Raw genomic sequence first — 20,903 nt, forward strand, 5'->3', positions numbered from 1 at the left:
GTACCGGGTCACTCATCTTCATAGGTCACATCTCCGCGATAAATTGCATAATCAAAATAGTCACCGCTGCTCAGTCCGAACCGGCAATAAGCATTAACTGGCTCACCCGACTCTGTATCTGTACCACCTTCGTAAAAATCCCCGCGGACTCTGAAACCATCCACTTCCATAGGCTGATTCAGCAACATCTGCCACAGCTTCCGGCAGCCGTCATCTGTATGTTTAACGCCGGGCCAGCCCGTTACTCCCATCACCACCGGACGGCGATCAGTCTCTTTACCTTCGCTATTATAGTGCACCAGCAAAATACGCTCCGGACGGCCCTCCGCCTGCCACTGCCAGTGTGCGCTGACAGCACTGTCTTCGAGTTTATCGCCGAAGCGGAACAGGATCTGGCCTTTCAAATTCGGCTCCGATTCGTAGAGGTAGACGATAAAACTGCCCATTAAAATGGCAAACACCAGGGTTGATATGATGCCAAGGAACATCTTGCGCTGTTCATTCACTGCGGCGGCGTTACTTTTTCTCACCGGCCCCCCTTTATCGCACTCATCATGTCCCACATCGGGGAGAAAATACCCAGAGCTAAAATCAGTACCATGCCGGCGACAATCACAATCAGGAACGGCTCAATTTTCGCAGTCAGGCTTTTCAGGTCGTAATCCACTTCCCGTTCATAGAAACCGGCAACCTCAGCAAGCAGCTCATCTACCCGCCCGGTTTCTTCCCCCACGTTAATCATTTGCAATATCATCGGGGTGAAGAGTCCGCTGGCATGGCTGACCCGGGTTAAATTCTCGCCCTTCTCGATGCGCTGGCGCATTTCAATAACAGAAGCTGACACATAAGCGTTATCGACCGCATCCGCCACAAGATTAAGGGCATTGGTAAGGGGCACACCGGAATGGAGCATCATAGAAAAACTGCGGCTGAAACGGGCCAGCAGTGAGCGGCGGATGATGTCTCCCACCACGGGAAGACGAAGCTTGAGACGATCCCATTTATACCGGCCGCTTTCGGTACTCACATAGCGGTAAATGCCGTAGCTGATTAAGGCGATAATGCCGATAAGAATATAACTGCGGTTAAGCATGAAATCAGAAATGGCCAGCAGCACTTTGGTCATGGTGGGCAGTTCGGCTCCGAATTTGGCAAACATGGTGGCAAATTTTGGGATAACGAACACGTTGAGCACTACAAAGGCCATTGCCAGAGCAATCAGCACGAATATAGGATACCGGGTGGCGGCTTTAATTTGCTTACGGGTTTCCTGCTCCCGTTCAAGGTACTCAGCCAGCTGTAAAAACGCATCATCCAGACGACCGGTATTCTCGCCCACGTGAACAATGCTCACAAAAAGCTGGTTGAAAATATCGCTGTGCAAATGCAGCGCCGAAGACAAACTGCGTCCCCTTTCCAACTGGGCGATAACATCAAGCAGAGCAACACGCATTCGCACAGAATTACTGGACTCCGCCAAACCACTGACGGCCCGCAAAATAGGAATACCGGCACGGGTCAGTGAAAACATCTGACGACAGAAAATAACCAGCTCGTCCAGCGACACATTGGGCGTGTACCAGTGCACGTCCATGGATTTTTCAGCACCGGAAGCCGGCTCATCTTTGCTCGCAACAATTTTGATGGGGATGACATTGCGGGCCAGCAGCAGCTTTGCCACGGCGCTCTCGTCCGTGGCTTCCATAGTTCCTTCGGTTAACTCACCCGTCCTTTCACGGGCAGTATAACTAAACCTGGCCATCACCCGTGTCCTCTGCTTTGTCCACGTCTGTATCTGAGGTATCGGCGACCATTTCAGACAACTTGAGCACTTCCTCAACGGTGGTCATGCCCATTTTCGCGTAGGTTAATGCGGCGTAAGCCAGCGGCCGGTAACGATTACTTTCTCTGGCATGTTGCGCAAAGCCTACGGTATCCCCAACCTTCAGCGCATCCATCATGGCGTCATTCAGTTCCAGCAGTTCGAACACACCAATCCGGCCTTTGTAGCCGGTCTGATTACATTTCTGGCAACCGCGACCTTTTTTAAATACCACCTCTCCCAAAGATTTATCCACGTGTTTAAGCCAGAACACCTCTTCCGGGGTGGGGGTGTGAACACTTTCACAACTGTCACAAATTTTACGGACCAGACGCTGGGCAACAACGCCACGTAACGCACTGGCGGCCAGGTAACCCGGCGCTCCCATATCAAGCAGGCGGATAGCACTGGAAACAGCGTCGTTGGTGTGTAACGTTGACAATACCAGGTGACCGGTTAATGCTCCCCGCAGACCGATTTCCACCGTCTCCTGGTCCCGCATTTCCCCCACCATGATAATGTCCGGATCCTGACGCAATGTGGTACGCAGTACACTGGAGAAAGTCAGGTCGATTTTGCTGTTAACCTGCACCTGGTTTACCCTGGGCAAACGGTATTCCACAGGATCTTCAACAGTGATGATTTTTCTTTCCGGTTTATTCAGCTCACTCAGCGCGCCGTAAAGGGTCGTTGTTTTCCCTGAACCGGTAGGACCGGTAACCAGAATCATGCCGTGCGGGCGTTGTAACAGCGTGCGGAAACGTTTCAACAGCGGCGCGGGCATCCCGGTCTGTTCCAGTGTTAATACTCCGGCTGACTGATCCAGCAAACGCATTACCACCGCTTCACCGGACTGAACCGGCATGGTTGATAAACGCACGTCAATGCGGTGTCCCCGTACTTTTACCTGGGTACGGCCATCCTGAGGTAACCGCTTTTCAGAGATATCCAGACCGGCCATCAGCTTCAGGCGTAATACCAGTGCTGCAGCAATGTTTCCCTGCGGAATAACAGTTTCCTGCAACACACCGTCGACACGCTGACGGATGCGCAGCTTGCTTTCATCCGGCTCAATGTGAATATCCGAGGCTTTGGCAATGACCGCATCATCGAAGATTGACTGAAGTAACCGGGAAACAGCGGTGTCCTGCTCTTCTTCCACACCGGCACTTAACGAAAAGTCATCTGTTTCCTGATATTCCTCTGCCAGCTCATGGGCGAAAGAGGCGATTTCATCGGTTTTACGATAATGGGTATCGTAGGCGTTATATAGTTGCGCTTCGCTGACCACAGCCATATCAAATGGTTTGGGCAGCAGATCTGACAGGTTATCCTGCGCGTTGAGGTCAGCCGGGTCGCTCATCGCCACCAGCAACCTGTCACCTTTGTCTTCAATAACCAGCGCTCTGTACCGGCGGGCCTGAATTTCCGGTAATAGCTTTACGGCACTGGCATTCACCTGATACTGGTCGAGGTCGATAAGCGCGACCTTAAGGTGGCGGGAGAGTAACGTTAATAACTCCTGCTCTGTCACCAGCCCCATGGAAATAAGTGTGGCACCCAGCTTACGGCCTGTTTTACGCTGTTCTCCCAGCGCCCCTACCAGCTGCTCACCGGTAATTAAACCATCCTGTACCAGCAGATCTCCTAAACGGATTTTCGTCTGACTCATAATTACTCCGAGAGATCCTTAATCCGTTTCCGGACGAATAGTTCGACATCGTCTTCCAGCCCTTGTCTGTTAAGAGCCTTCTGGTATGCCTGCACCGCCAGGTGTCGTTGATCAAGCTTGTCTGCAGCAATGCCTAAACCTAACCACCAGCGCGCTGTGGCAGGCTGCAGTTCTGTCAGCGCCCGGTAATCATTGATCGCTGTGTCGTATTTTTGCTGCTGATTGGCGTAACCTGCGCGAAATCCCAAAAAGTCCGTGTCGGTAGTGACGACCGGTTGACTGATCACTTCCCAGGCCAGTTCGCCCATGTTCTGCTGAGTGTAAAGACGCCCAAGCATCAACCGGATACTGGTATTCGCCGGTGCTTTCACGAGTGCCTGTTCCAGTATTTGCTGCGCCTGCTCTACTTGTCCTTCTGCGAAATACACTGATGCCAGTTTCTTGCGGACATCAAGGTTATCCGGCTCCCGTTGTGATAACAGTATCAGCAGACGGGTGGCTTCACGCATATTGCCTTTTTTCATCTCACCGGCAATCTGATCGCGCAGTGTAGCCTCCACAGCGGCAGGCTGCGACTTAGTGACTTTCATCACCCCTGTATCAGCCGTTTTACTATGTGCTTTTTCCGGTTTTGTTACCGGCACACGGTTGCCTGCAGATTCCGGAGCCGTTTTTTGTACAGCTTCTTCCTGCCGGGATTGTGGCTCTGTTTGAACATGATTAAAAACAATGACCGGACCATTGTCACCGGCTTGTGACGCTGTCCGGCCTCCGGCCTGCGGTATATTTTCCGGCGTTACCGGTGCTGACTCTGAGCTATTTGTAACGGCAACTGATGTATTATCAGGCGGTGCTATTGCGGTGAGGCTGCTATCTCCTGATGCGGTAAGGCGCGGCTCCGGCTCAGATTCATCAGAGACCGGAGATGACGCGGTATTCAACGATAACGGCGCTGTTCCGGCTTGGTTATCCGGTGAAGTCCCGGCTGTGACCGGTGGGGCGGTTCTGTCCCCGTTGTCTTTGGCATCCACCAGAAAAGTAAACGCACTCCATGCAATTGCGGCAAACAGCAACACACCCAGAATGATCAGCCGGCTCTTTCTGCCAGCGTCTCCCGATGAGGACGGTTTATAGTTTTTTGTGTTGCCGCCCTGTTTATTCTGTCCTTCAAGGTCGCGGAGCATTTTATTGATTACACTCATACCGCGCCTCCACTGAACCACATACCTGCGATGACAGTAACCGCGATAACCACTCCCGTCGCTACGAGACCAATGGCTTGCAGAGGCATACCGGCTATCCGCCGTTGTGTGGCTTCAGTATCTTTTACAGCATATTTAATATGCGCCAGTGTTACCTCATGTTTTCCTTCGCCATAAGCCAGCATTAAAGCCTTATGAGAGACCACATTAATCAGCCTTGCGGTTCCGCGGCAGGCAGACACCATCATCTGGCAGGGGCGGTGCCCGAACACAGGAGAGCCTTTGTATCCGGCGACCTGCAAACGATGATGCACATACTGCTCAACCTGATCCACATTCATCAGCGCCAACCGGTAACTGAAGGTAATACGTTGCTTTAGCTGCCGCAATCTTGGCGTAGCCAGCTTCTGATCCAGTTCTGGCTGACCAAACAGCACTACCTGAAGTAACTTTTTGGATTCCGTTTCCAGATTGGTCATAAGTCTGAGCGCTTCCAGCGTTTCCTCAGGCATGGCCTGGGCTTCGTCCACGATCAGCACCACCGACAACCCTACTTTAGCTTTTTCAATCAGTTTGGCTTCAATCTGACGGGTAAATTGCTGCTGATCGCCTCCCACATCCAGCACCACACCAATTTCAGCGGCTACCGCACGACGAAACTCTTCCGGTGACAGCATGGGGTTAGGAATATAGGCGGAGGGAAAATTATCCGGCAATTCGTTGAGCAATTTCCGGCAAAGCAGGGTTTTGCCCGTGCCTACCTCGCCGGTCACTTTGATAAAGCCTTCCCCTGCGTCAAGCGCCGTTTTAAGCACTTCCATTGCCTCATTGTGGCTGGGCAACCCGAAGTAAAACTGGGTATTCGGCGTCAACGTGAAGGGCGGCTCCTGAAGGCCAAAGTGACTCAGATACATGACTTATTCCACGTACAGCCAGTCAGCCATCTGCGAACGGCTCATTTCGATTTGCTTACTCCACGTGCCGGGCTCTACCACAGTAGGCTTAAGCAGTATGATCAGTTCTTTTTTGGTTTCCTGCTGACGTTTATTTCTGAACAGGTTCCCCACCACCGGAATATCCCCCAGCAACGGCGTTTTACTTTCATTATCAGTAATGGTGGTTTGCATCAGGCCGCCAATTACAACAATTTCTCCCGAAGAGGCACGGATGACCGTGTCAGATTCCCGGATAGTGCTTTGCGCAAGCGGCAGCACAATTTCTTCTTCGTTGAGGGTGACAACTTTAGTCTGCTCTTCGGTTTCAATAACAGAAGGATGCACGTGCAACAGCACACTGCCCTTATCGTCAATCTGGGGCGTAACGTCGAGCGCAATACCCGAGAAGAACGGCGTCAGTTCAATATCCGGGACCACCGAAGTCGATGTGGCTGTAATCGTATTCTGGCTGGATACGTCGGTAACAAAATACTCATCGTCACCCACTTTAATCACCGCCTTCTGATTGTTTGTTGCAGTAACACGGGGGCTGGACAGCACCTGAACATTCCCCTGTGTGGACAACAGATTCAACACACCTGAGAAATCCTGATTGAGGAAAGACAAACTGGTAATGCCGCCCAAATCCGGGGTTAGTGCGTTGCCAAACGTACCTGCGGTGGTAGCGAATGAGAAATTCGTACTGCCCACATTGGCGATGATTTCATTCCAGTTGATCCCTTGCTGATAGCCGTCACTCAGCACTACTTCAAGAATACGGGCTTCCAGCACTACCTGACGTTGCAGGTGGGTTTCAGATACCTGCAAAAAGCGTTTTATGGCACGGATCTCAGACGGTAATGCACGAACGGTAACCAAACCGGCCTGAGGCGTAACAAACACCGCACGCCCCCCTTCTGTGCCAAGCATAGACGCCAGGCTGGTTTGTAAATCTTCCCAGAAGTTAGTTTCTGTGCGGGTGCTGATCATTGTGCCATTATTGTTACCGGACATACTGCTGTACTGGCCGTTGCCGCCCATTTCACTACCGGTAAAATTACTGAAGTTACCGCTGCCGGACTGACTGCCGTTTCCGCCATTGGCATTTTGCGATACCCCGCCGGAAATGATACTGGTTTGAGTCGCCCCGTTACGCTTCATCAGCAGGTAGTTCACGGCGAAAGTTTCGGTACGCATACCCGCGGGTAACACGCGAAATACGTTTCCCTGTCTCTGGATATCGAATCCGTATAAATCAGAGAGTAATGACATGACCCCGTCCAGTGACACCTGCTTCAAATCGAGGGTAACCGAACCGGTCACATCCGGGTGCACGGCTACACTGTATGGCGTGTCATAAACCAGCCCGGACAAAAACTGGCGCACATCCACGCTTTGGGCATTAATGTCGTATTTTTCAGGGCCAAGCAGTGCCGCCGGCGTAGCGGCAGGTTCAGGCGCGGTCATCAGCGCAGAATTCACGGCATCCGGTACTTCATCCAATTTTTCAGAAGTAGCCTTATTCGCCTTTTCAGCATCCAGCTGTGCCTGCAACTCGTCTTTCAACGAACGCTCAACAACAGATTCTTTTGGCGCTGACTGACAGGCGCTCAAAACGAAAGCTGCGAGTAAGGTGATGGTGGCTTTACGCATTGCCTGATCCCTAATATGAGTCCGCACTGCGGATACTAAACTTATCTGATGATGCCGGATTCACTGACAGCGTCACCGGTTGCCAGCGGCCGTCGCGCTGATGACTGATAATCACTTTATCTTTTAAAATTGTTTTCACGGTTGCGTCACTGAACTGATATCCCTCAGCCACCAGCTTGCCGTTAATGATGGCCTGAGGACGCATGCCATGATTAAAAATCGCTGTTACCTGATAACCGGTCTGCGTTTTTACCGCAGAAGACTGACCTTTATAGCCCCGTCCCGGTCTGGTCGGGTCGCCGGCATGCACAAGCTGGCTCATCATGAGAAGAATGCCGGTAAACACTAAATATTTGCCGTATCTGTTAAACACCGATAAACGCCTTATCTGTACTGAGGGTATATACTTCCACGGTGACATCTGCCGCCGGCCATGCCGTCACCTCATAATCAATTGACCGCCAGTAGAGCTGCCTTGAGCGGGTTTCCAGCACTTCGATGAAATTCTTAACGTCGAAATAATTGCCCATGAATGTCATTGTCACGCCATGCTGATAAAGCTCTACATCCTGCATAGATTCGTTATCTGCAAAAACAGAGACTGGCTCCGCCGACGACATTTCAGTCAACGTCAGTGCGTGGGTATGGGAAAACACTTCTTCCACCAGCAACACCATTTCATCCGGCGACACCAGCTCGTCGAGTTGTGTTGAAAAGCTGACGGACAAATCATTCTTCTTAGCCACCAGCTCATCATATTCAGCATGCTTTTCCGCATCCGGGTCTACCGACAGCGCTTCCACGAACAGGGCCTGTTGCGCCTGTAACGTCTGCTTTTTCATTTCTTCGGCAGCCAGTTCTTTTCTGTACCCGCTTAAGTCATTCATGGCAGGCTCAATAAAGAAGGTGAAGCCTGTAAGCAGCACCAGTGCGATACCGGATACCAGTGTCATCACCTTTTCCCGCCGGGATAACGCTTCAAATTTAACGTGTAATGAAGGCTTACTCATTGAGCACCTCCCGGCAGCGTTAAACCCGGCGCACTTTGCTGTGCCGGCGCAGCAGCCGTTGCTGATGCCGTTCTGCGGGTGGATAACTCGAATTTCAGTGCGTCATCTTCGTCCATATACACCCTGGCAGCGGCAAAACTGCGCCCTCTGAAACTGCTTGTTTCACTTAACCGCTGCAACCAGCGGGGAAAAGCCTGGGGTGAAGACACCTGCCCGTTAAAAGTCATGTTAGTTTCAGACACCGCCATAGACTCGATCCAGAGATCAGACTCATGTTTGTCAGCCAGGTCGTCCAGCAGAATACTGAAACCTTTGAACCGCAGCGGGGCGCGGGCAGCAAGTTCTTCCAGTACACGACGTTGCTTACTGAGATCCAGTTTGATGTCTTCTACCTTTTTGATCAGCGCAGGGTCTGCTTTCCAGTTTGTTACCTCGGCCTGCAATTCATCAATCTGGCTCTGATGGATCCGGTTACGTTCCAGCAGCTTCACGTATTCAGCTTCTGCACTACTGGCCAGATAATGATAAATACTGCCTGTTATCAGTACGATGAGAGCAACTACTCCAATGGCAAGACTGACGCTGGACAATGACAGATAATCAATGCGTGGTTCGAAGCGGGACTGATAGAGGTTGATATTACTTTTCATCAGCCACCATCGGTTTTGCAGACAGCGTTTTATTCCGTGCCGGCGTCAGCGCCATGCCCAGACTGCTCAGATTAGAGATAACTTCCGACGGGTCGTTGACCACCCCGCTAAGATCCAGCTCAGTCACCTCAGCAGAAACTGCCTGTGATATCTGTTCTAAAATAATTGCGGTTTGTGCTGCATTGATGCGAATCATCACCTTACGTACCGGTGCCTGACGCAGCTGGCTTTCGAAAAAGTCCATGGAACGCTGAATTTGAATACATAATGAATCCAGCACGCCCATTCTCAGTTCTTCTTCGGAAAAACTCCCCAGGTTCTCGAAGCCTTTCAGCCTTCGGCTGAGATACAAGTGACCGTCCTTGACGACGTTCAGAATAATTTCTTCTCCGGCTTCCTGCGTCAGCGTGATAACCGGTTCCTGCATAACCGGCAACAGCGCGCAGTGTGCCAGCTCTTCAACAGAAATACTTTCCAGCCGTACATTCGCTTCAATACAACCGGCGACAATCTCTTTTATGGTGTCTTCAGGCATAGCAACGACATTGACCTTTTTATTGCCGGCCAGTGGCACAGGCAGATCGAAGTAGTCCAGCACCATGGGCTTGTCGAATCCCATCAGCTCTTTCACCGGCCAAACCAGAGAATCATTGATTTCGTCATCTTTAACGTCGGGCCGGTCAATCTGCAGCAATTGATACCAGTTTTGCGCCAGCGCAACGTGACACTCTGCACCGGACAGCTTTTGCTTTGCTACCCATTTACTGAGTTGCGTCTGCCACTGGGAATAAAGCACAGAAACTTCAGAGACAACATAAGATTCACCGCCTTTACTACGCAAAGCCGTGAAGGTAGCAGTTTCGGCAGACAACGATACACCGACAGCCATGCCGGCACGCTTCGATTGAAAACGTTGTTTGAGATAAGTTGTCCAACCAATGTACATAGTGATTAATTCGCTTAGTTATTATTCAGCGCCGGCAGAAAAAAGTGTCAGCGTACTGTCAGCCGTTATAAGTGTAGACGATTAACGCCCCAATAGCCGTTATCCTTCTCTGCAACTGCCCAGCCCCGCTGTTGCAACCTTTTGCGAATTTCCCTGTTCATCATTCCATGGCCAAACATGACTATTTTTTTATGGGTCTTTGCCCGCACTTCCAATAAGTTAACGGCCATTTCTGCCCGGGCTTTAGCGTCTTTATAGCTTTCAAACCTGCCGCCCGCCCCGGCCATCCACAGGGCACGACTGAAATAAACCCAGGTCCACGCTCTGAGCCGGAACGGTAACCGGTAATAAGGGATATCCATCTCTCTGAATAAACTGCTGTACTCACAGGCACTATGGCCGCAGCAATATCGGGCCGTTAAACGGGCCCGGTACAAATCGCTGCTCATGACAAAGTAGTTGTTAAGACTCAGTAATTTAGCGGGTTTGCTTTTGGGGTCAAGGTCGGCGGCATTATACTTTCGAATCCAGTTCGCGTAACCTGATGCTGTACAACGGATATTATCTGCTGAGCGGGGTCTGCCATGCCGGATCAATACAATTTCAGTCTTCACACCTGTGCTCATATGTGCAATTTAAATCCGGAATCCTATAATAAACAAACCCTTACAAAAGAGAAAGCACTTTGACCCCGTTACCGTTTTCAGACCGGAGCCTGCCTTCGTTACGCGCGGCACTTCTCCGCTGCGATGTAAAAGGGCCTTACCTCGATGTACTTAGCAAAGCAGACGCGCCGGCTAAAAGCAAAAAACAGGCAATGAAAGCTCTCTTTACATGCCGCGGTCCCTGCTGGATTGAGCCGGTATTTTGTTTGTCAGGTAATGCCTCCGTGGAACTGGGCCGGTTCGTTTTTCTCAATCACAACGTGACATTTATTGCTGAACAAAATATCCGTCTTGGCGAAGGGGTATTTGTCGGGCCGGGCGCAATCATCAGTACCGTGCCGTTAGACACAGGAGAAGTTCATCCCCCCCTCAATATGAATAATGCGCCGGTGACAATTGGCGACAATGTGTGGATTGGTGCTAATGCGGTTATTCAACCTGGCGTCACTATTGACGATCAGGCCATTGTCGGTGCCGGTGCGGTGGTGTTTGACGATGTACCGGCGAACACCACTGTCGCGGGTTCGCCGGCCACCATCCGGAAAAGACCCGCTTTAAAATGACCAGGTCACGCCCAGAGTTGCTGTCGTACCCAGACCTTTAATATTGTAGCCACCGTAGGTGTAAGACTGGGCCCTCGCCGGGTAGTAATCACTGTTGAACAGGTTTTCGATTCCCATAAACGCATTCCAGTTGTCTGCAAACTGATATTTCCCGCTCACATTGAAAATGTTGTAGCTGGAGACCGGGCCCTGATCACCCACATATTCCCCGTCAGCATCAGGCGCAAAGCGCTTACGGTCGCCAACGTGCAAGTAGCTCACTGTTAATGACATACTATCAAGGGGACGCCAGTTTACATTTACCGTGGCCTTCGGCGGACTGATTTGGCGCGAGCCTAAATAGATATCGGCTTCAGTATTCTTACCTTCAACGTAACTGTATGTCGCAACGACCGCCAGGGTTTCAGAAATACGGTAGTCAACCAATCCTTCATATCCCCAGATTTCCTGTGGTGCACGCACCGGCTCATACACACCGGTGACCGCATTAAACTGGTTTGTGGTGCCCAGTTCAGAAGTGCTGCGGTAAGCAGCCACTTCAATACGAACATTATCAAACAGGGAGGTGAAACCCGCTTCGTAGTTATCGATAATAGACGCTTCTGTCTGAATCAGACCGATATCGTCTACTGTTGCTGCGCGGAGTAAACGGCCAATATCGGCGATATCTGAACCCTGTGAATAGTTAATAAACGGACTGAATACATCCTTCCAGTTGTACTTGATAGCAATGTTGTACGTCGTGGCATCATAATCAATGGTATCTCCCTTTACCTGTAACGGCACAGAGCATTGTGTTGCAGTACGGCAAAGCTTGAGTGTTTCGTAATCATCGACAGTTAAGTCAATGCTTTCTCTTCTGACGCCCGCTTTCACAATAATATTATCCTGAATTACCCACTTGGTTTGCAGGAAGCCGGCAATGCTGTCCATGTCCATTTCAGGTACCCATACCCGGCCATCCACCAGAGGCTGTGAAGTGGTGTCCTGCAAGGCATCAACACCATAGATAAACGTTGCTTCCACGCCATCGAAGTCGGCAATGGTGTTGAATGTGGCTCTGGCACCACGTTTCTCTGAACGGATAATCGACTGGCCCCCGTCATAACCCTCGTCAGGGTTTGCAAGGTTCGGCGAAAAGAAAAACACATTTTCGATGTCCTGCGAATACACATCGAGGGTCATTTCGGTGTTGGTGAAAATATTGCTGTCGGTGTATTTAACAGTAATGTTTTCATTTCCGTCAGGCCCCTGGGGCTTACCCTGTTTCTGGAGGGCTTCCGGAACGTGAATAGCGTAGGTTTTCTCACCCTGATTAATGTCGCCGGCCACATCCCCCAAATCTGTTTTTTGCTGAGAGCTGAAATAGTTGTAACTGAATTGCAGACGCTTTTCGTCATCAAACTCATAACCCAGTTTAGTGAAGTAGTTCTGCGTTTCTGCGTCTGAAAGACCGTACTGCAAGCCAAGAATATCGCCCTCAGCATCCCGCTGCACGCCGTTTTCTTCGTAACTGGCAGTCAGCAGGTAATCAAAGTTACCGGTTTTTCCGTTAACCGCTGCGGAGACCCTGGCGCCGGCGGACTCTTCCGTTTTCACCGCACTGAACCGTGATGACAGACTGATCTGCCCTTTATGGCTGTCCTGTGTTGTTGCCTGCTTCGTAATGTAGTTAATGATGCCGCCTGATGCACCGTTTCCGTATACTGACGTGGCACCTTTAATCACCTCGATACGTGCAAGAGCACTGGGATCGATAGTTTTAATCCCCAGTGAGCCATTTCTCAGCGGCGTTGACTGTGGCACACCGTCAATCATGACCAGCGGCGCCCGGCCCCGCAACGACTGACCGGTATTGCTTGAACTGCCTGTATCAGGAGCAAGTCCCGGCACCATTTGCGCCAGCAAGCTCTGAAGCTCGGGATTAACCTTAAGATGTTCTTCAATCTGGCGCTGAGAGATGACCGTAATGGACGCCGGCACTTCATCAATACTTTCGATAACACGGCTTCCGGAAACAATAATGCGTTCAATGTCGTCTGTTTGCGTTTCGACAGCCATTGAAGAGGTGCTGACAGCCAACGCCACGAGAGAAAGGGAAAATTTAGACATGAAAACTCTTTTAAGAAATATAACAAGAAGAAAGGCGCGATATACTAAAGGTGTAGGAAGGCAATGTAAAGATAATGAAAACTATTCTCATTATCTTGTCGGGATATAACTTATTTGTAGTGTCGCTTGCACCAGAACCAGATCCCTGAGCCGGTAAAAAAAGCTGGCAACAGAGCAACAAAGAACCATAGGAACTGAACCACAGGGCCGGCAAAATCGCCGGTATGAAACTTATATTTGAAATTCCAGACCTGCGTGGCAACGTTTGCCGAAGAGGCATCGTAACGTCCGGTTTCCTGCCCCGTCACCGAGTGAGCCCATACCCAGCTGTAAGCATGAGACTCGCCGGGATTTTGCATTCTGAAACCAATATGTTCACCGGCTTTCAGAGGGAAATAGATGCGGAATAACCGGGCATCAGGGAATATTGTTGTTGCCCGGTCATAAGCGATATCGATGGCGGCAGGCAATAACGATTCAGACGCTGTTAGCCGCGCGGGTACGGGTCGGGTTTCCACCTCTGAAAAAGTGATGGTTTCGACGACCTGTTGCGTTGGCTTTTTCCAGTTGAAGGCCATGCCGGTAAACGCAATTAAGAGCAGTGGTACCAATAAGTAGACACCCAGCACCGTATGAAGCTGATACATCAGGATGCGTAACTTTGCGCGGCGTTTGATTACCAGCCGCTTTAACCTGTTTTTCGGTTTCACCCACAGGTAAAAACCCAGTAAAAGCTCGAAGATAAGTACCAGTGCGCTTATCGAGACCCAGTTACGTAACGGCTTGCCCTTCTCTCCGCCCTCATACAATAGCCAGCGATGCAAAGCCATCGTGAAGCCGTAGATAGTGGTGTAGTAGTCATACCGGTAGACAACGCCACCGGTATAAGGATTGACACTGACATACTCATCGTTCGCCAGCTTTCCCTGCCAGGCAAGCTGTGGATCCGTTTCCGGCATCAACATGGCAAAAGGCTGCCCGGTTTCCGTTTCAACGGCGGACATCAGGCGTGAAAGAGGAAGTACTTCATCCTGTGATGACACCTGCCATTTATCAGGTTGTGAAAGAATCTGGATATCTTTGGCGTAAACCAGCAGCGCTCCGGTCACACTCAGACAGGTAATAAACAGTCCTGAAATCAGCGCCAGCACAAGGTGTAGTCTTCTAAGCCAAAGTTTCAAATGAGCAATCCCGAGTGTCCGTTCAAAGGTATGATTTTGAAGGAAGATTTTTTCTGACATGTTAGCAGGAAAGCCATAACAATCTAGCTGCGTTAAGTTGTATATAGTTGTTAATTTACCAGACTGCCCGTCCAGTTAGTTACACTTTTGTTTTAAACTTGTAAAAAATGAAATACAATCGGAAAACTTTAACAGTTAAGCTTTAAATTTTGAAAATCCCGTGAGAATCAAAAATGACGGCAACTTAAACGATAAAGACAACGATAACAAAAATTTTCAGTCTTTATATGAAAGTTTAAGCCAAAGAATGAAAACGTACGCTAAACGGTTTCTGGCACGTAGTCAGGACAGAGAAGATGTTGTTCAGGAAGCATTCAAAAAAGCTTTAGAAGCAAGGCATTTACAAAAAACAGATGTCTCAGCTTCCTATGTTTATCGAACCATCCGAAACTTATCATTAAACCATCTGCAAAAAGCTGAAACAAAGCACGCTGTTACAGGTGACAACCTCGACTATTTTGAGTTTCATCAAAGTGAATTGGATGAGTTGTTAAATTCGCATCGTCAGCTAGAAAAAGTCGCCGCTGTTGTGCAAAAACTACCGCCAAAATGCCAACAAGTATTCGTTATGAAGAAAGTGTATGGCTATACTAATAAAGAGATTGCAGCGCGTTTGAAAGTAAGTATAAAAACCGTGGAGTCTCACATGACAAAAGCCATTATTTTGTGTGGCGAGTCTCTTAGCTCAAGTAACAAAAAAGCGGCGCACTGTGATACAGTACATACGCATAAGTCTGCAAGTCGCTTTTAGTCATGAAAAATATTGTTACCCTTCCCGATAGAAAAAGCGTTCAACAAGAAGCAGCAACCTGGATAATGCGGCTTGATGAGGGGCCACTTTTAGCTGCAGAAGAAACCGAACTGCAACAGTGGGTTTCTCAGTCTCACTTGCATTATCAGATGCTGATGGAGCAGGCTGAGGCCTGGGCTCAGGCTGACGTGCTTGAACATCTTCGCGAACACATGCCTCACAAAGCTGAATTCCTCAAAAAAAAGACGGTTGCAGATCGTTCTCGTACTACCGTACTAAAGCCGGTTTGGCTAACCGTTTTCGTTTTCTTTGGTTTTTTTCTTGGCGTCAGTTTAGTTGATTACCGTTCTGCGCCTGATGTACGTGAAGTCAGTACCAGAGTGGGAGAGGTCAAAGAAGTGGTGTTAGCCGACCAAAGCATCATTACCCTCAATACCAATAGTAGAGTTCTTGTTCAATACGCAAAAAATCAACGCAAGGTTACTTTATTAAACGGGGAAGCAAGTTTTAATGTTGCCAAGAACCCTGAGGTTCCTTTTGTTGTTTATGCCGGCAAAGGCATATCCTGGGCGGTTGGAACAGAGTTTGTTGTGCGCAAATATCCGAAGAGTGTAGAAATTGTGGTAACCGAAGGTGAAGTGAAAGTATTTTCAAATCTCGATTCTGTTAAAAAAGAACACCTTTCACTTTCTTTACCTTTGGCGAAGGTTCAGTCAGAGGCCTTTATAACCGGTGGCCAAAAAATACGTTATAACGAAAACCTCGATGCAGTTGAAACGCTTGATCCAGAATCAATAGAACAGGAAGTCGCCTGGAAGCAAAGTGCCTTAATTTTTCGTGGCGAAACACTTGAAGAAGCAATTGAGGAGATTCAGCGGTATGTTGCAAAAGAAATCATCGTTTCAGATCCAGAACTGCTGAAGAAAAGAGTGGGTGGTCGATTTAAATTTGAGAATATTGATAACTTACTGTTGGCAATTGAGTCAGGATGGGGGCTGCAAATGCGAGAAACCAATGACGTTATTATTTTAGCCAGCAACCAGCTGTCTGGAGAGGAGATATAATTTAAACGTAAATTTTTTAGGGGTAAAAAGTCTCTCAACTGTTAACAACATTAAGGTTGAAAAGAGTGGTAAGCAAATCATTTGGCACACAACGAAAGCACATAAACATCATTTTATTATGTTTATTTACGTTGTGGACAATGCCGCTGTTTGCAAATGAAAACGTGTCAACACGTTTCGATATTCCCTCTCTCACAGCCTCCGATGCCCTGCCGCTCTTTGGCTCACAAGCAGATGTCATGGTGATTTATGATTATGATGACGTATCGACTCAGAGGTTAAGCGCTTTACATGGGAGTTATTCCTTAAAAAGCGGACTCGACATTATGTTGTCAAACACCTCTTTGACGTATGAGTTGAAAAAAAGCGGGGCAATTATTGTTGTTAAAAACAGTAGAGAGAAAATAATGAAATTGCCTACAGCTAAAAAGAATAAAATTGCAACCGCAATAGCCGTGCCTCTGGCTGTTATGTCTGCCAACGCCGCTGCGCAAGAGAAAGAATCTGCACAGAATGATCCTAACTATGAAGTGATTTCAATTACGTCACAGAAACGTGATGAAGATGTCATGACGACCCCCGTAACCGGAGACTTTCTAACCGCAGCTGGTCTGGAAAGAAAAAAGGTTATCGATTTAGAAAGTTTGCAGTTTGCTACTCCCAGTTTGTCTATTACTTCAGCGGGTATTACGTCGAATGTTAATATTCGCGGCATTGGCCTGAATGTTACATCTCCTGATGTTGTTCCGGGGGTTGCCATATACCGGGATGGTTTGTTGCAGCCTCCGCTAATGCCTGCTGAGCCCCTCTTTGACATGGACACGGTTGAAGTATTAAGAGGTCCGCAAGGCACATTCACTGGCGCCAGCTCTACTGGCGGCGCGATATTTTTCAGGGGCGCAGCCCCGCAATTGGATGAAACCTCCGGCTCAGCATCGTTATTGCTGGGGAGTTACGACCGGGTTAATTTTCAAGGTGTGTTGAACGCCCCCGTGGCCGAAAACGTAGCCGCTCGTATTGCGGTTAACTTTGATGAACGAGACAGCTATTTCTCATTAAACGGAGAAACCGCAGAGCTGTATCCCGGCAGCCCCGCCAGAACACCCGGTAATAAAAACCAACGAAACATCCGCCTCGGGTTACTGTGGGAGCCTACAGATTCTCTTTCAATACTCTCAACCACGACATTTAATCGCAATAATACCGACGGTTTTGCACTCATTCCCAATTTACTGAATGAGTCATATTCTGGTGTTGAATATCAACTCCAGTACAATACACCTGATACCCAGTATGATGTAGAAGGTTTTAGGCAAGCACTAGAAATCAATTACGAGTTTGATAATGGCGTATCGCTTCGATCTGTGTCTGGATACAATCGCGTTGAATTTATGCAGGTAAGCGATTTAGACTACAGCAGTCTTGAAAGTAATGTGCTTTCTAATCGGGGAACTGAGGAGGTTTTCACTCAGGAAGTAAACCTCATATCGCCGGATGAAGCGGATTTAACCTGGGTGGTAGGTGCATTTTACATGCGTGACATTCCAAAAATAAAGTTGGGTGTAAACCAGTCGCCACCACCAGATGTTGATGCACGCGTAAAAACCACTAAAACCGGTAAAGCTATATTTGGCCACGTCACCTATGATATTTCGACTTCGCTGGAAGTTGAGATGGGGGTTCGTTACACCGATTCGCGCTCTGAGAAAGAAGGGCTGACAGTCTTGTATAACCTGGCTCCTTTCCCCATAGAAGTACCACAGGCAGCGTCGCAGAGTGATGACGCGGTAACCGCGAAGTTTGCTGTGAATTGGCAGGCGTCAAAAGAGCATTATGTTTATGGCTTTTACGCACAGGGGTACAAAGCCGGTGGTGTAAATTCGCCCGGTACACCTGCATTTGAGCCCGAGTCAGTAGATGATTATGAGCTGGGTGTAAAATCGAACTGGCTCGGCGGCAGCCTCCGGACGCAAATTAACGCGTTCTGGATGGAATACGAAGACATGCAACTGGGAACGTATCTGGTGCCCGAGCCCAATACCGAATTCGGCGGTGCTACAGGCATTACCAATGTCGGTGAGGCAACCATTAAAGGGTTAGAACTGCAAGCTCAGTATTACAATCAGGGCTTCAGGTTTGATCTTGGTGTTGGTCTAACCGATTCAGAAGTAGGCAATACCCCTTATATTAATCCGGCCCTGTTACCTGGTGCCGGAAACATTCCTCTGGGGCCAAGTTGTGCGGCGGTCGGGGGTGACAATTGTTTTGATTACAGTGATGCAACCACTAACCTTGCGGGGGTGAATAACGCTTACTCCCCAGACTTAACAGTAACGTTAGGGGCTGAATACACCTTTGAACTGGCCAATGACGGTGCCTTGGTGGTACGGGCAGACTACGCCTATACCGACGAGCAGTGGGCGAGTATTCAACAGAGTGAAAATGATTACCTGGCGAGCCGCAATATTCTCAATGCATCGTTAACTTATCTCTATGAAGACTGGAGCTTAGAAGCTTTTGTCACCAATTTAACCGACGAAACGTACATTTCTGGTCAGGACGGTACAGGCTGGTTCCTTGGTCGTCCCCGGGAAGTTGCGGTTAAAGCCACTTTCTCATTCTAATTTTTGCCCTGTGATGTCTGTTGATATCACAGGGAGTCAAATCACAAGGATTACACAAAATGAAAAAAGCGATGGCTTTTTTACTCACAACAGTGCTGCTGACAATCATGCAAACAGGTAATGCGGAAGACGCTATTTCTGGTTTGGCGCTATCTAAAAAAGCATTCACGCCTTCTTCGGAAGCCCCCGAAGGAATGCAAGTTATAATGAGCGAGACAGATGCCCCCTTCGTACACTATGAGTCGGGGATTCATTATGCCGATTATGGCGATTTCTCTCCGGAGTTAAGAGTTATGATCCCAGGAGCGATAAAAACGGAGGTGGGGCCGCCCAGCTTCTCTAATCGCGAAGCGCTTCCCTTGGTAGTGTTTGTTCAGGGGTCAGCCTGGTTTGCACAAAACCTGGATGAAAAGATCCCACTGCTGATCGCCTTTGCCGAAAAGTACAATATCGCGGTAGCTACAGTACAATACCGACCATCCACAATGGCGAAATCCCCGGCCCAATTGCAAGATGTTAAATCGGCAATCAGATATCTTAAACTCAACGCTCAGACCTATAATATTGATCAGAGCCGGGTAGGGATTTGGGGAGATTCCTCGGGTGGGCATTTATCTGCATTAGTAGGTGTTACCGGCCACACGTCTCAATTTGACACAAATCAGAATGTTGGAGCCGAATCGACAGTGAAAGCTGTGGTCGATTTTTACGGACCAACAGACTTTGTGGAAATGGGAAAATACCCCAGCATTTTTGATCACAAAGCGCCCAACTCACCCGAATCCATGGTCATTGGTGGACAGCCCCATTTGCCAGAAAATGCACAAAAAGTTAACGAGTTCAATCCAATATCGTATATCTCCACTGAACGCAAGTTACCGCCATTTTTGATTATGCATGCCAACTCAGACCCTGTTGTACCATTTAATCAAAGCGTGCTGTTGTATAAGGCGCTCGAAGATAATAATCAAAATGTCAGGTTCTACAATGTACAGGGCGGAGGACACGGCTATCGTTTTTTCACACCTGCGGTGTTGAATATTGTTGGTGAATTTTTTATGACCTATCTTTAAAAATATAAGCAAACAGCGCAGATGTGTTAACGCTTCTTCCACTAACTCTGCCACGTGTAAAGGATTTTCAATTTCAGAAAAGAGATATTTCTGGCCAATACTTCTTTACAGTAAAATTACACCTGAAGAATAAAAAAGCCGCTTAGTAGCGGCTTTTCAATATAATTTTCAACATTTGTGATTTTGTCTTTGGTCAGAACGGAATATCGTCATCAAAGTCAAAATCAGGCTCGGCCATAGGCGGCTTGTTACCACCTTGCTGGTTTCCGCCCTGATTGCCGCCGCCATAGCCGCCGCCCTGGTTGTTACCCTGTGGACGTTGCTGATAACCGCCGCCCTGGTTGTTGCTGTAACCGCCCTGGTTTCCACCTTGAGGACGTTGCTGGTAGCCACCGCCACCCTGACCGCCCTGACCACCGCCATCGCGGCTGCCAAGCATTTGCATCTGGTCAACAATGATCTCCGTTGTGTAACGGTCCTGACCTTGTTGATCCTGCCATTTACGGGTCTGCAATTTACCTTCAACGTAAATTTGTGAGCCTTTCTTCAGGTATTCACCGGCGATTTCCGCCAGACGACGGTACATAGTTAACCGATGCCATTCTGTACGTTCCTGCATCTGGCCTTGTTGATCCTTCCAGCTTTCACTGGTAGCAAGACTCAGGTTTGCTACGGCGTTTCCATTTGGCATGTAACGAACTTCAGGATCATTCCCGAGGTTACCGACCAATATGACTTTGTTGACGCCTTTCGTTGCCATCGATGTCTCCTGTTAACTCTGTCTTTGTCTGTGACTTATGAATTCACAGCCACCCGCCCCGCACGCTTTTTGCGGATTTCTGGCGGATTTAACGTTGCTGCTCAACGTTGTTCCCTGCCCGTGCAGTCGCTGTAAATTTTGTGATAGTGGGTCAGTATAC

19 protein-coding genes are annotated in these 20,903 nt (G+C 48.8%); 5 read left to right on the forward strand and 14 right to left on the reverse strand.

Translation table 11 applies throughout. From position 1 onward, the window contains the following. Window positions 1-8 precede the first annotated feature (8 nt). From ACXAG2_RS03285 to ACXAG2_RS03335, 11 genes are all read right to left on the reverse strand, one after another. On the reverse strand, window positions 9-530 hold the full coding sequence (locus ACXAG2_RS03285; protein WP_474864531.1) for a hypothetical protein: 522 nt from the start codon (window positions 528-530) through the stop codon (window positions 9-11). Next, entirely contained in the window at window positions 527-1,762 is a 1,236-nt protein-coding gene (locus ACXAG2_RS03290; protein WP_474864532.1) for a type II secretion system F family protein, read from the reverse strand. Before ACXAG2_RS03290 ends, ACXAG2_RS03285 begins: the two co-directional genes overlap by 4 nt. Continuing rightward, window positions 1,749-3,494: a GspE/PulE family protein gene (locus ACXAG2_RS03295; protein ID WP_474864534.1), complete on the reverse strand. Its 1,746-nt coding sequence runs from the start codon at window positions 3,492-3,494 to the stop codon at window positions 1,749-1,751. Before ACXAG2_RS03295 ends, ACXAG2_RS03290 begins: the two co-directional genes overlap by 14 nt. A gap of 2 nt (window positions 3,495-3,496) precedes the next feature. Then, window positions 3,497-4,696: a tetratricopeptide repeat protein gene (locus ACXAG2_RS03300; protein WP_474864536.1), complete on the reverse strand. Its 1,200-nt coding sequence runs from the start codon at window positions 4,694-4,696 to the stop codon at window positions 3,497-3,499. Continuing rightward, window positions 4,693-5,610, reverse strand: coding sequence for an ExeA family protein (locus tag ACXAG2_RS03305; protein ID WP_474864538.1), 918 nt, complete (start codon window positions 5,608-5,610; stop codon window positions 4,693-4,695). The genes ACXAG2_RS03300 and ACXAG2_RS03305 overlap by 4 nt, the downstream gene beginning before the upstream one ends. A gap of 3 nt (window positions 5,611-5,613) precedes the next feature. Then, the gene (mshL, locus tag ACXAG2_RS03310; protein ID WP_474864540.1) at window positions 5,614-7,284 is read right to left on the reverse strand and encodes a pilus (MSHA type) biogenesis protein MshL; all 1,671 of its coding nucleotides are present in this window, start codon (window positions 7,282-7,284) and stop codon (window positions 5,614-5,616) included. Between the two features lie 10 nt (window positions 7,285-7,294). After that, the gene (locus ACXAG2_RS03315; protein WP_474864541.1) at window positions 7,295-7,657 is read right to left on the reverse strand and encodes a hypothetical protein; all 363 of its coding nucleotides are present in this window, start codon (window positions 7,655-7,657) and stop codon (window positions 7,295-7,297) included. Beyond that, complete coding sequence (locus ACXAG2_RS03320; RefSeq protein ID WP_474864543.1) at window positions 7,650-8,294, reverse strand: hypothetical protein; 645 nt, start codon at window positions 8,292-8,294, stop codon at window positions 7,650-7,652. Before ACXAG2_RS03320 ends, ACXAG2_RS03315 begins: the two co-directional genes overlap by 8 nt. Continuing rightward, window positions 8,291-8,944 (reverse strand): hypothetical protein, encoded by a 654-nt coding sequence (locus tag ACXAG2_RS03325; RefSeq protein WP_474841685.1) that lies wholly within the window; start codon window positions 8,942-8,944, stop codon window positions 8,291-8,293. The genes ACXAG2_RS03320 and ACXAG2_RS03325 overlap by 4 nt, the downstream gene beginning before the upstream one ends. Continuing rightward, entirely contained in the window at window positions 8,934-9,890 is a 957-nt protein-coding gene (locus ACXAG2_RS03330) for a biogenesis protein MshI (RefSeq protein WP_474848346.1), read from the reverse strand. The genes ACXAG2_RS03325 and ACXAG2_RS03330 overlap by 11 nt, the downstream gene beginning before the upstream one ends. A gap of 65 nt (window positions 9,891-9,955) precedes the next feature. Then, window positions 9,956-10,504 carry a histidine phosphatase family protein gene (locus ACXAG2_RS03335; RefSeq protein WP_474848348.1) on the reverse strand — a complete coding sequence of 183 codons (549 nt, stop codon included), beginning with the start codon at window positions 10,502-10,504 and terminating at the stop codon, window positions 9,956-9,958. 71 nt (window positions 10,505-10,575) lie between these two features. Between ACXAG2_RS03335 and ACXAG2_RS03340 the strand changes: the two genes are divergently transcribed. Beyond that, window positions 10,576-11,118 carry an acyltransferase gene (locus ACXAG2_RS03340; RefSeq protein WP_474864544.1) on the forward strand — a complete coding sequence of 181 codons (543 nt, stop codon included), beginning with the start codon at window positions 10,576-10,578 and terminating at the stop codon, window positions 11,116-11,118. On the opposite strand, the gene ACXAG2_RS03345 is transcribed toward ACXAG2_RS03340, so the two are convergent. Both ACXAG2_RS03345 and ACXAG2_RS03350 read right to left on the reverse strand, forming a co-directional pair. Then, on the reverse strand, window positions 11,110-13,230 hold the full coding sequence (locus ACXAG2_RS03345) for a TonB-dependent receptor (RefSeq protein WP_474864546.1): 2,121 nt from the start codon (window positions 13,228-13,230) through the stop codon (window positions 11,110-11,112). The two genes, ACXAG2_RS03340 and ACXAG2_RS03345, sit on opposite strands and share 9 nt — an antisense overlap. A 110-nt stretch (window positions 13,231-13,340) precedes the next feature. Further along, window positions 13,341-14,411 (reverse strand): PepSY-associated TM helix domain-containing protein, encoded by a 1,071-nt coding sequence (locus tag ACXAG2_RS03350; protein ID WP_474864548.1) that lies wholly within the window; start codon window positions 14,409-14,411, stop codon window positions 13,341-13,343. Window positions 14,412-14,631: 220 nt separating this feature from the next. Between ACXAG2_RS03350 and ACXAG2_RS03355 the strand changes: the two genes are divergently transcribed. The 4 genes from ACXAG2_RS03355 to ACXAG2_RS03370 all read left to right on the forward strand — a co-directional run bounded on the left by ACXAG2_RS03355 (window position 14,632) and on the right by ACXAG2_RS03370 (window position 19,983). Beyond that, complete coding sequence (locus ACXAG2_RS03355) at window positions 14,632-15,222, forward strand: RNA polymerase sigma factor (RefSeq protein ID WP_474864550.1); 591 nt, start codon at window positions 14,632-14,634, stop codon at window positions 15,220-15,222. A 2-nt stretch (window positions 15,223-15,224) separates the two neighbouring features. Then, window positions 15,225-16,286, forward strand: coding sequence for a FecR family protein (locus tag ACXAG2_RS03360; RefSeq protein WP_474864552.1), 1,062 nt, complete (start codon window positions 15,225-15,227; stop codon window positions 16,284-16,286). Between the two features lie 407 nt (window positions 16,287-16,693). Beyond that, a complete protein-coding gene (locus ACXAG2_RS03365; RefSeq protein WP_474864554.1) occupies window positions 16,694-18,910 on the forward strand; it encodes a TonB-dependent receptor in 2,217 nt (738 codons plus the stop codon). 59 nt (window positions 18,911-18,969) lie between these two features. Beyond that, complete coding sequence (locus tag ACXAG2_RS03370) at window positions 18,970-19,983, forward strand: alpha/beta hydrolase fold domain-containing protein (protein ID WP_474864556.1); 1,014 nt, start codon at window positions 18,970-18,972, stop codon at window positions 19,981-19,983. A 193-nt stretch (window positions 19,984-20,176) separates the two neighbouring features. Here the strand turns inward: ACXAG2_RS03370 and ACXAG2_RS03375 are convergent, their stop codons facing one another. After that, the gene (locus ACXAG2_RS03375; protein ID WP_474864558.1) at window positions 20,177-20,743 is read right to left on the reverse strand and encodes a single-stranded DNA-binding protein; all 567 of its coding nucleotides are present in this window, start codon (window positions 20,741-20,743) and stop codon (window positions 20,177-20,179) included. Between the last annotated feature and the right edge of the window lie 160 nt (window positions 20,744-20,903).

Source organism: Alteromonas sp. ABH4_456, assembly GCF_056160645.1.

Coding starts and splice junctions, on each gene's coding strand:
- ACXAG2_RS03365 (WP_474864554.1), top strand. CDS start 16,694: ATGAAATTGCCTACAGCTAAAAAGAATAAAATTGCAACCGCAATAGCC.
- ACXAG2_RS03345 (WP_474864546.1), bottom strand. CDS start 13,230: ATGTCTAAATTTTCCCTTTCTCTCGTGGCGTTGGCTGTCAGCACCTCT.
- ACXAG2_RS03320 (WP_474864543.1), bottom strand. CDS start 8,294: ATGAGTAAGCCTTCATTACACGTTAAATTTGAAGCGTTATCCCGGCGG.
- ACXAG2_RS03330 (WP_474848346.1), bottom strand. CDS start 9,890: ATGTACATTGGTTGGACAACTTATCTCAAACAACGTTTTCAATCGAAG.
- ACXAG2_RS03370 (WP_474864556.1), top strand. CDS start 18,970: ATGAAAAAAGCGATGGCTTTTTTACTCACAACAGTGCTGCTGACAATC.
- mshL (WP_474864540.1), bottom strand. CDS start 7,284: ATGCGTAAAGCCACCATCACCTTACTCGCAGCTTTCGTTTTGAGCGCC.
- ACXAG2_RS03305 (WP_474864538.1), bottom strand. CDS start 5,610: ATGTATCTGAGTCACTTTGGCCTTCAGGAGCCGCCCTTCACGTTGACG.
- ACXAG2_RS03295 (WP_474864534.1), bottom strand. CDS start 3,494: ATGAGTCAGACGAAAATCCGTTTAGGAGATCTGCTGGTACAGGATGGT.
- ACXAG2_RS03360 (WP_474864552.1), top strand. CDS start 15,225: ATGAAAAATATTGTTACCCTTCCCGATAGAAAAAGCGTTCAACAAGAA.
- ACXAG2_RS03300 (WP_474864536.1), bottom strand. CDS start 4,696: ATGAGTGTAATCAATAAAATGCTCCGCGACCTTGAAGGACAGAATAAA.
- ACXAG2_RS03325 (WP_474841685.1), bottom strand. CDS start 8,944: ATGAAAAGTAATATCAACCTCTATCAGTCCCGCTTCGAACCACGCATT.
- ACXAG2_RS03375 (WP_474864558.1), bottom strand. CDS start 20,743: ATGGCAACGAAAGGCGTCAACAAAGTCATATTGGTCGGTAACCTCGGG.
- ACXAG2_RS03290 (WP_474864532.1), bottom strand. CDS start 1,762: ATGGCCAGGTTTAGTTATACTGCCCGTGAAAGGACGGGTGAGTTAACC.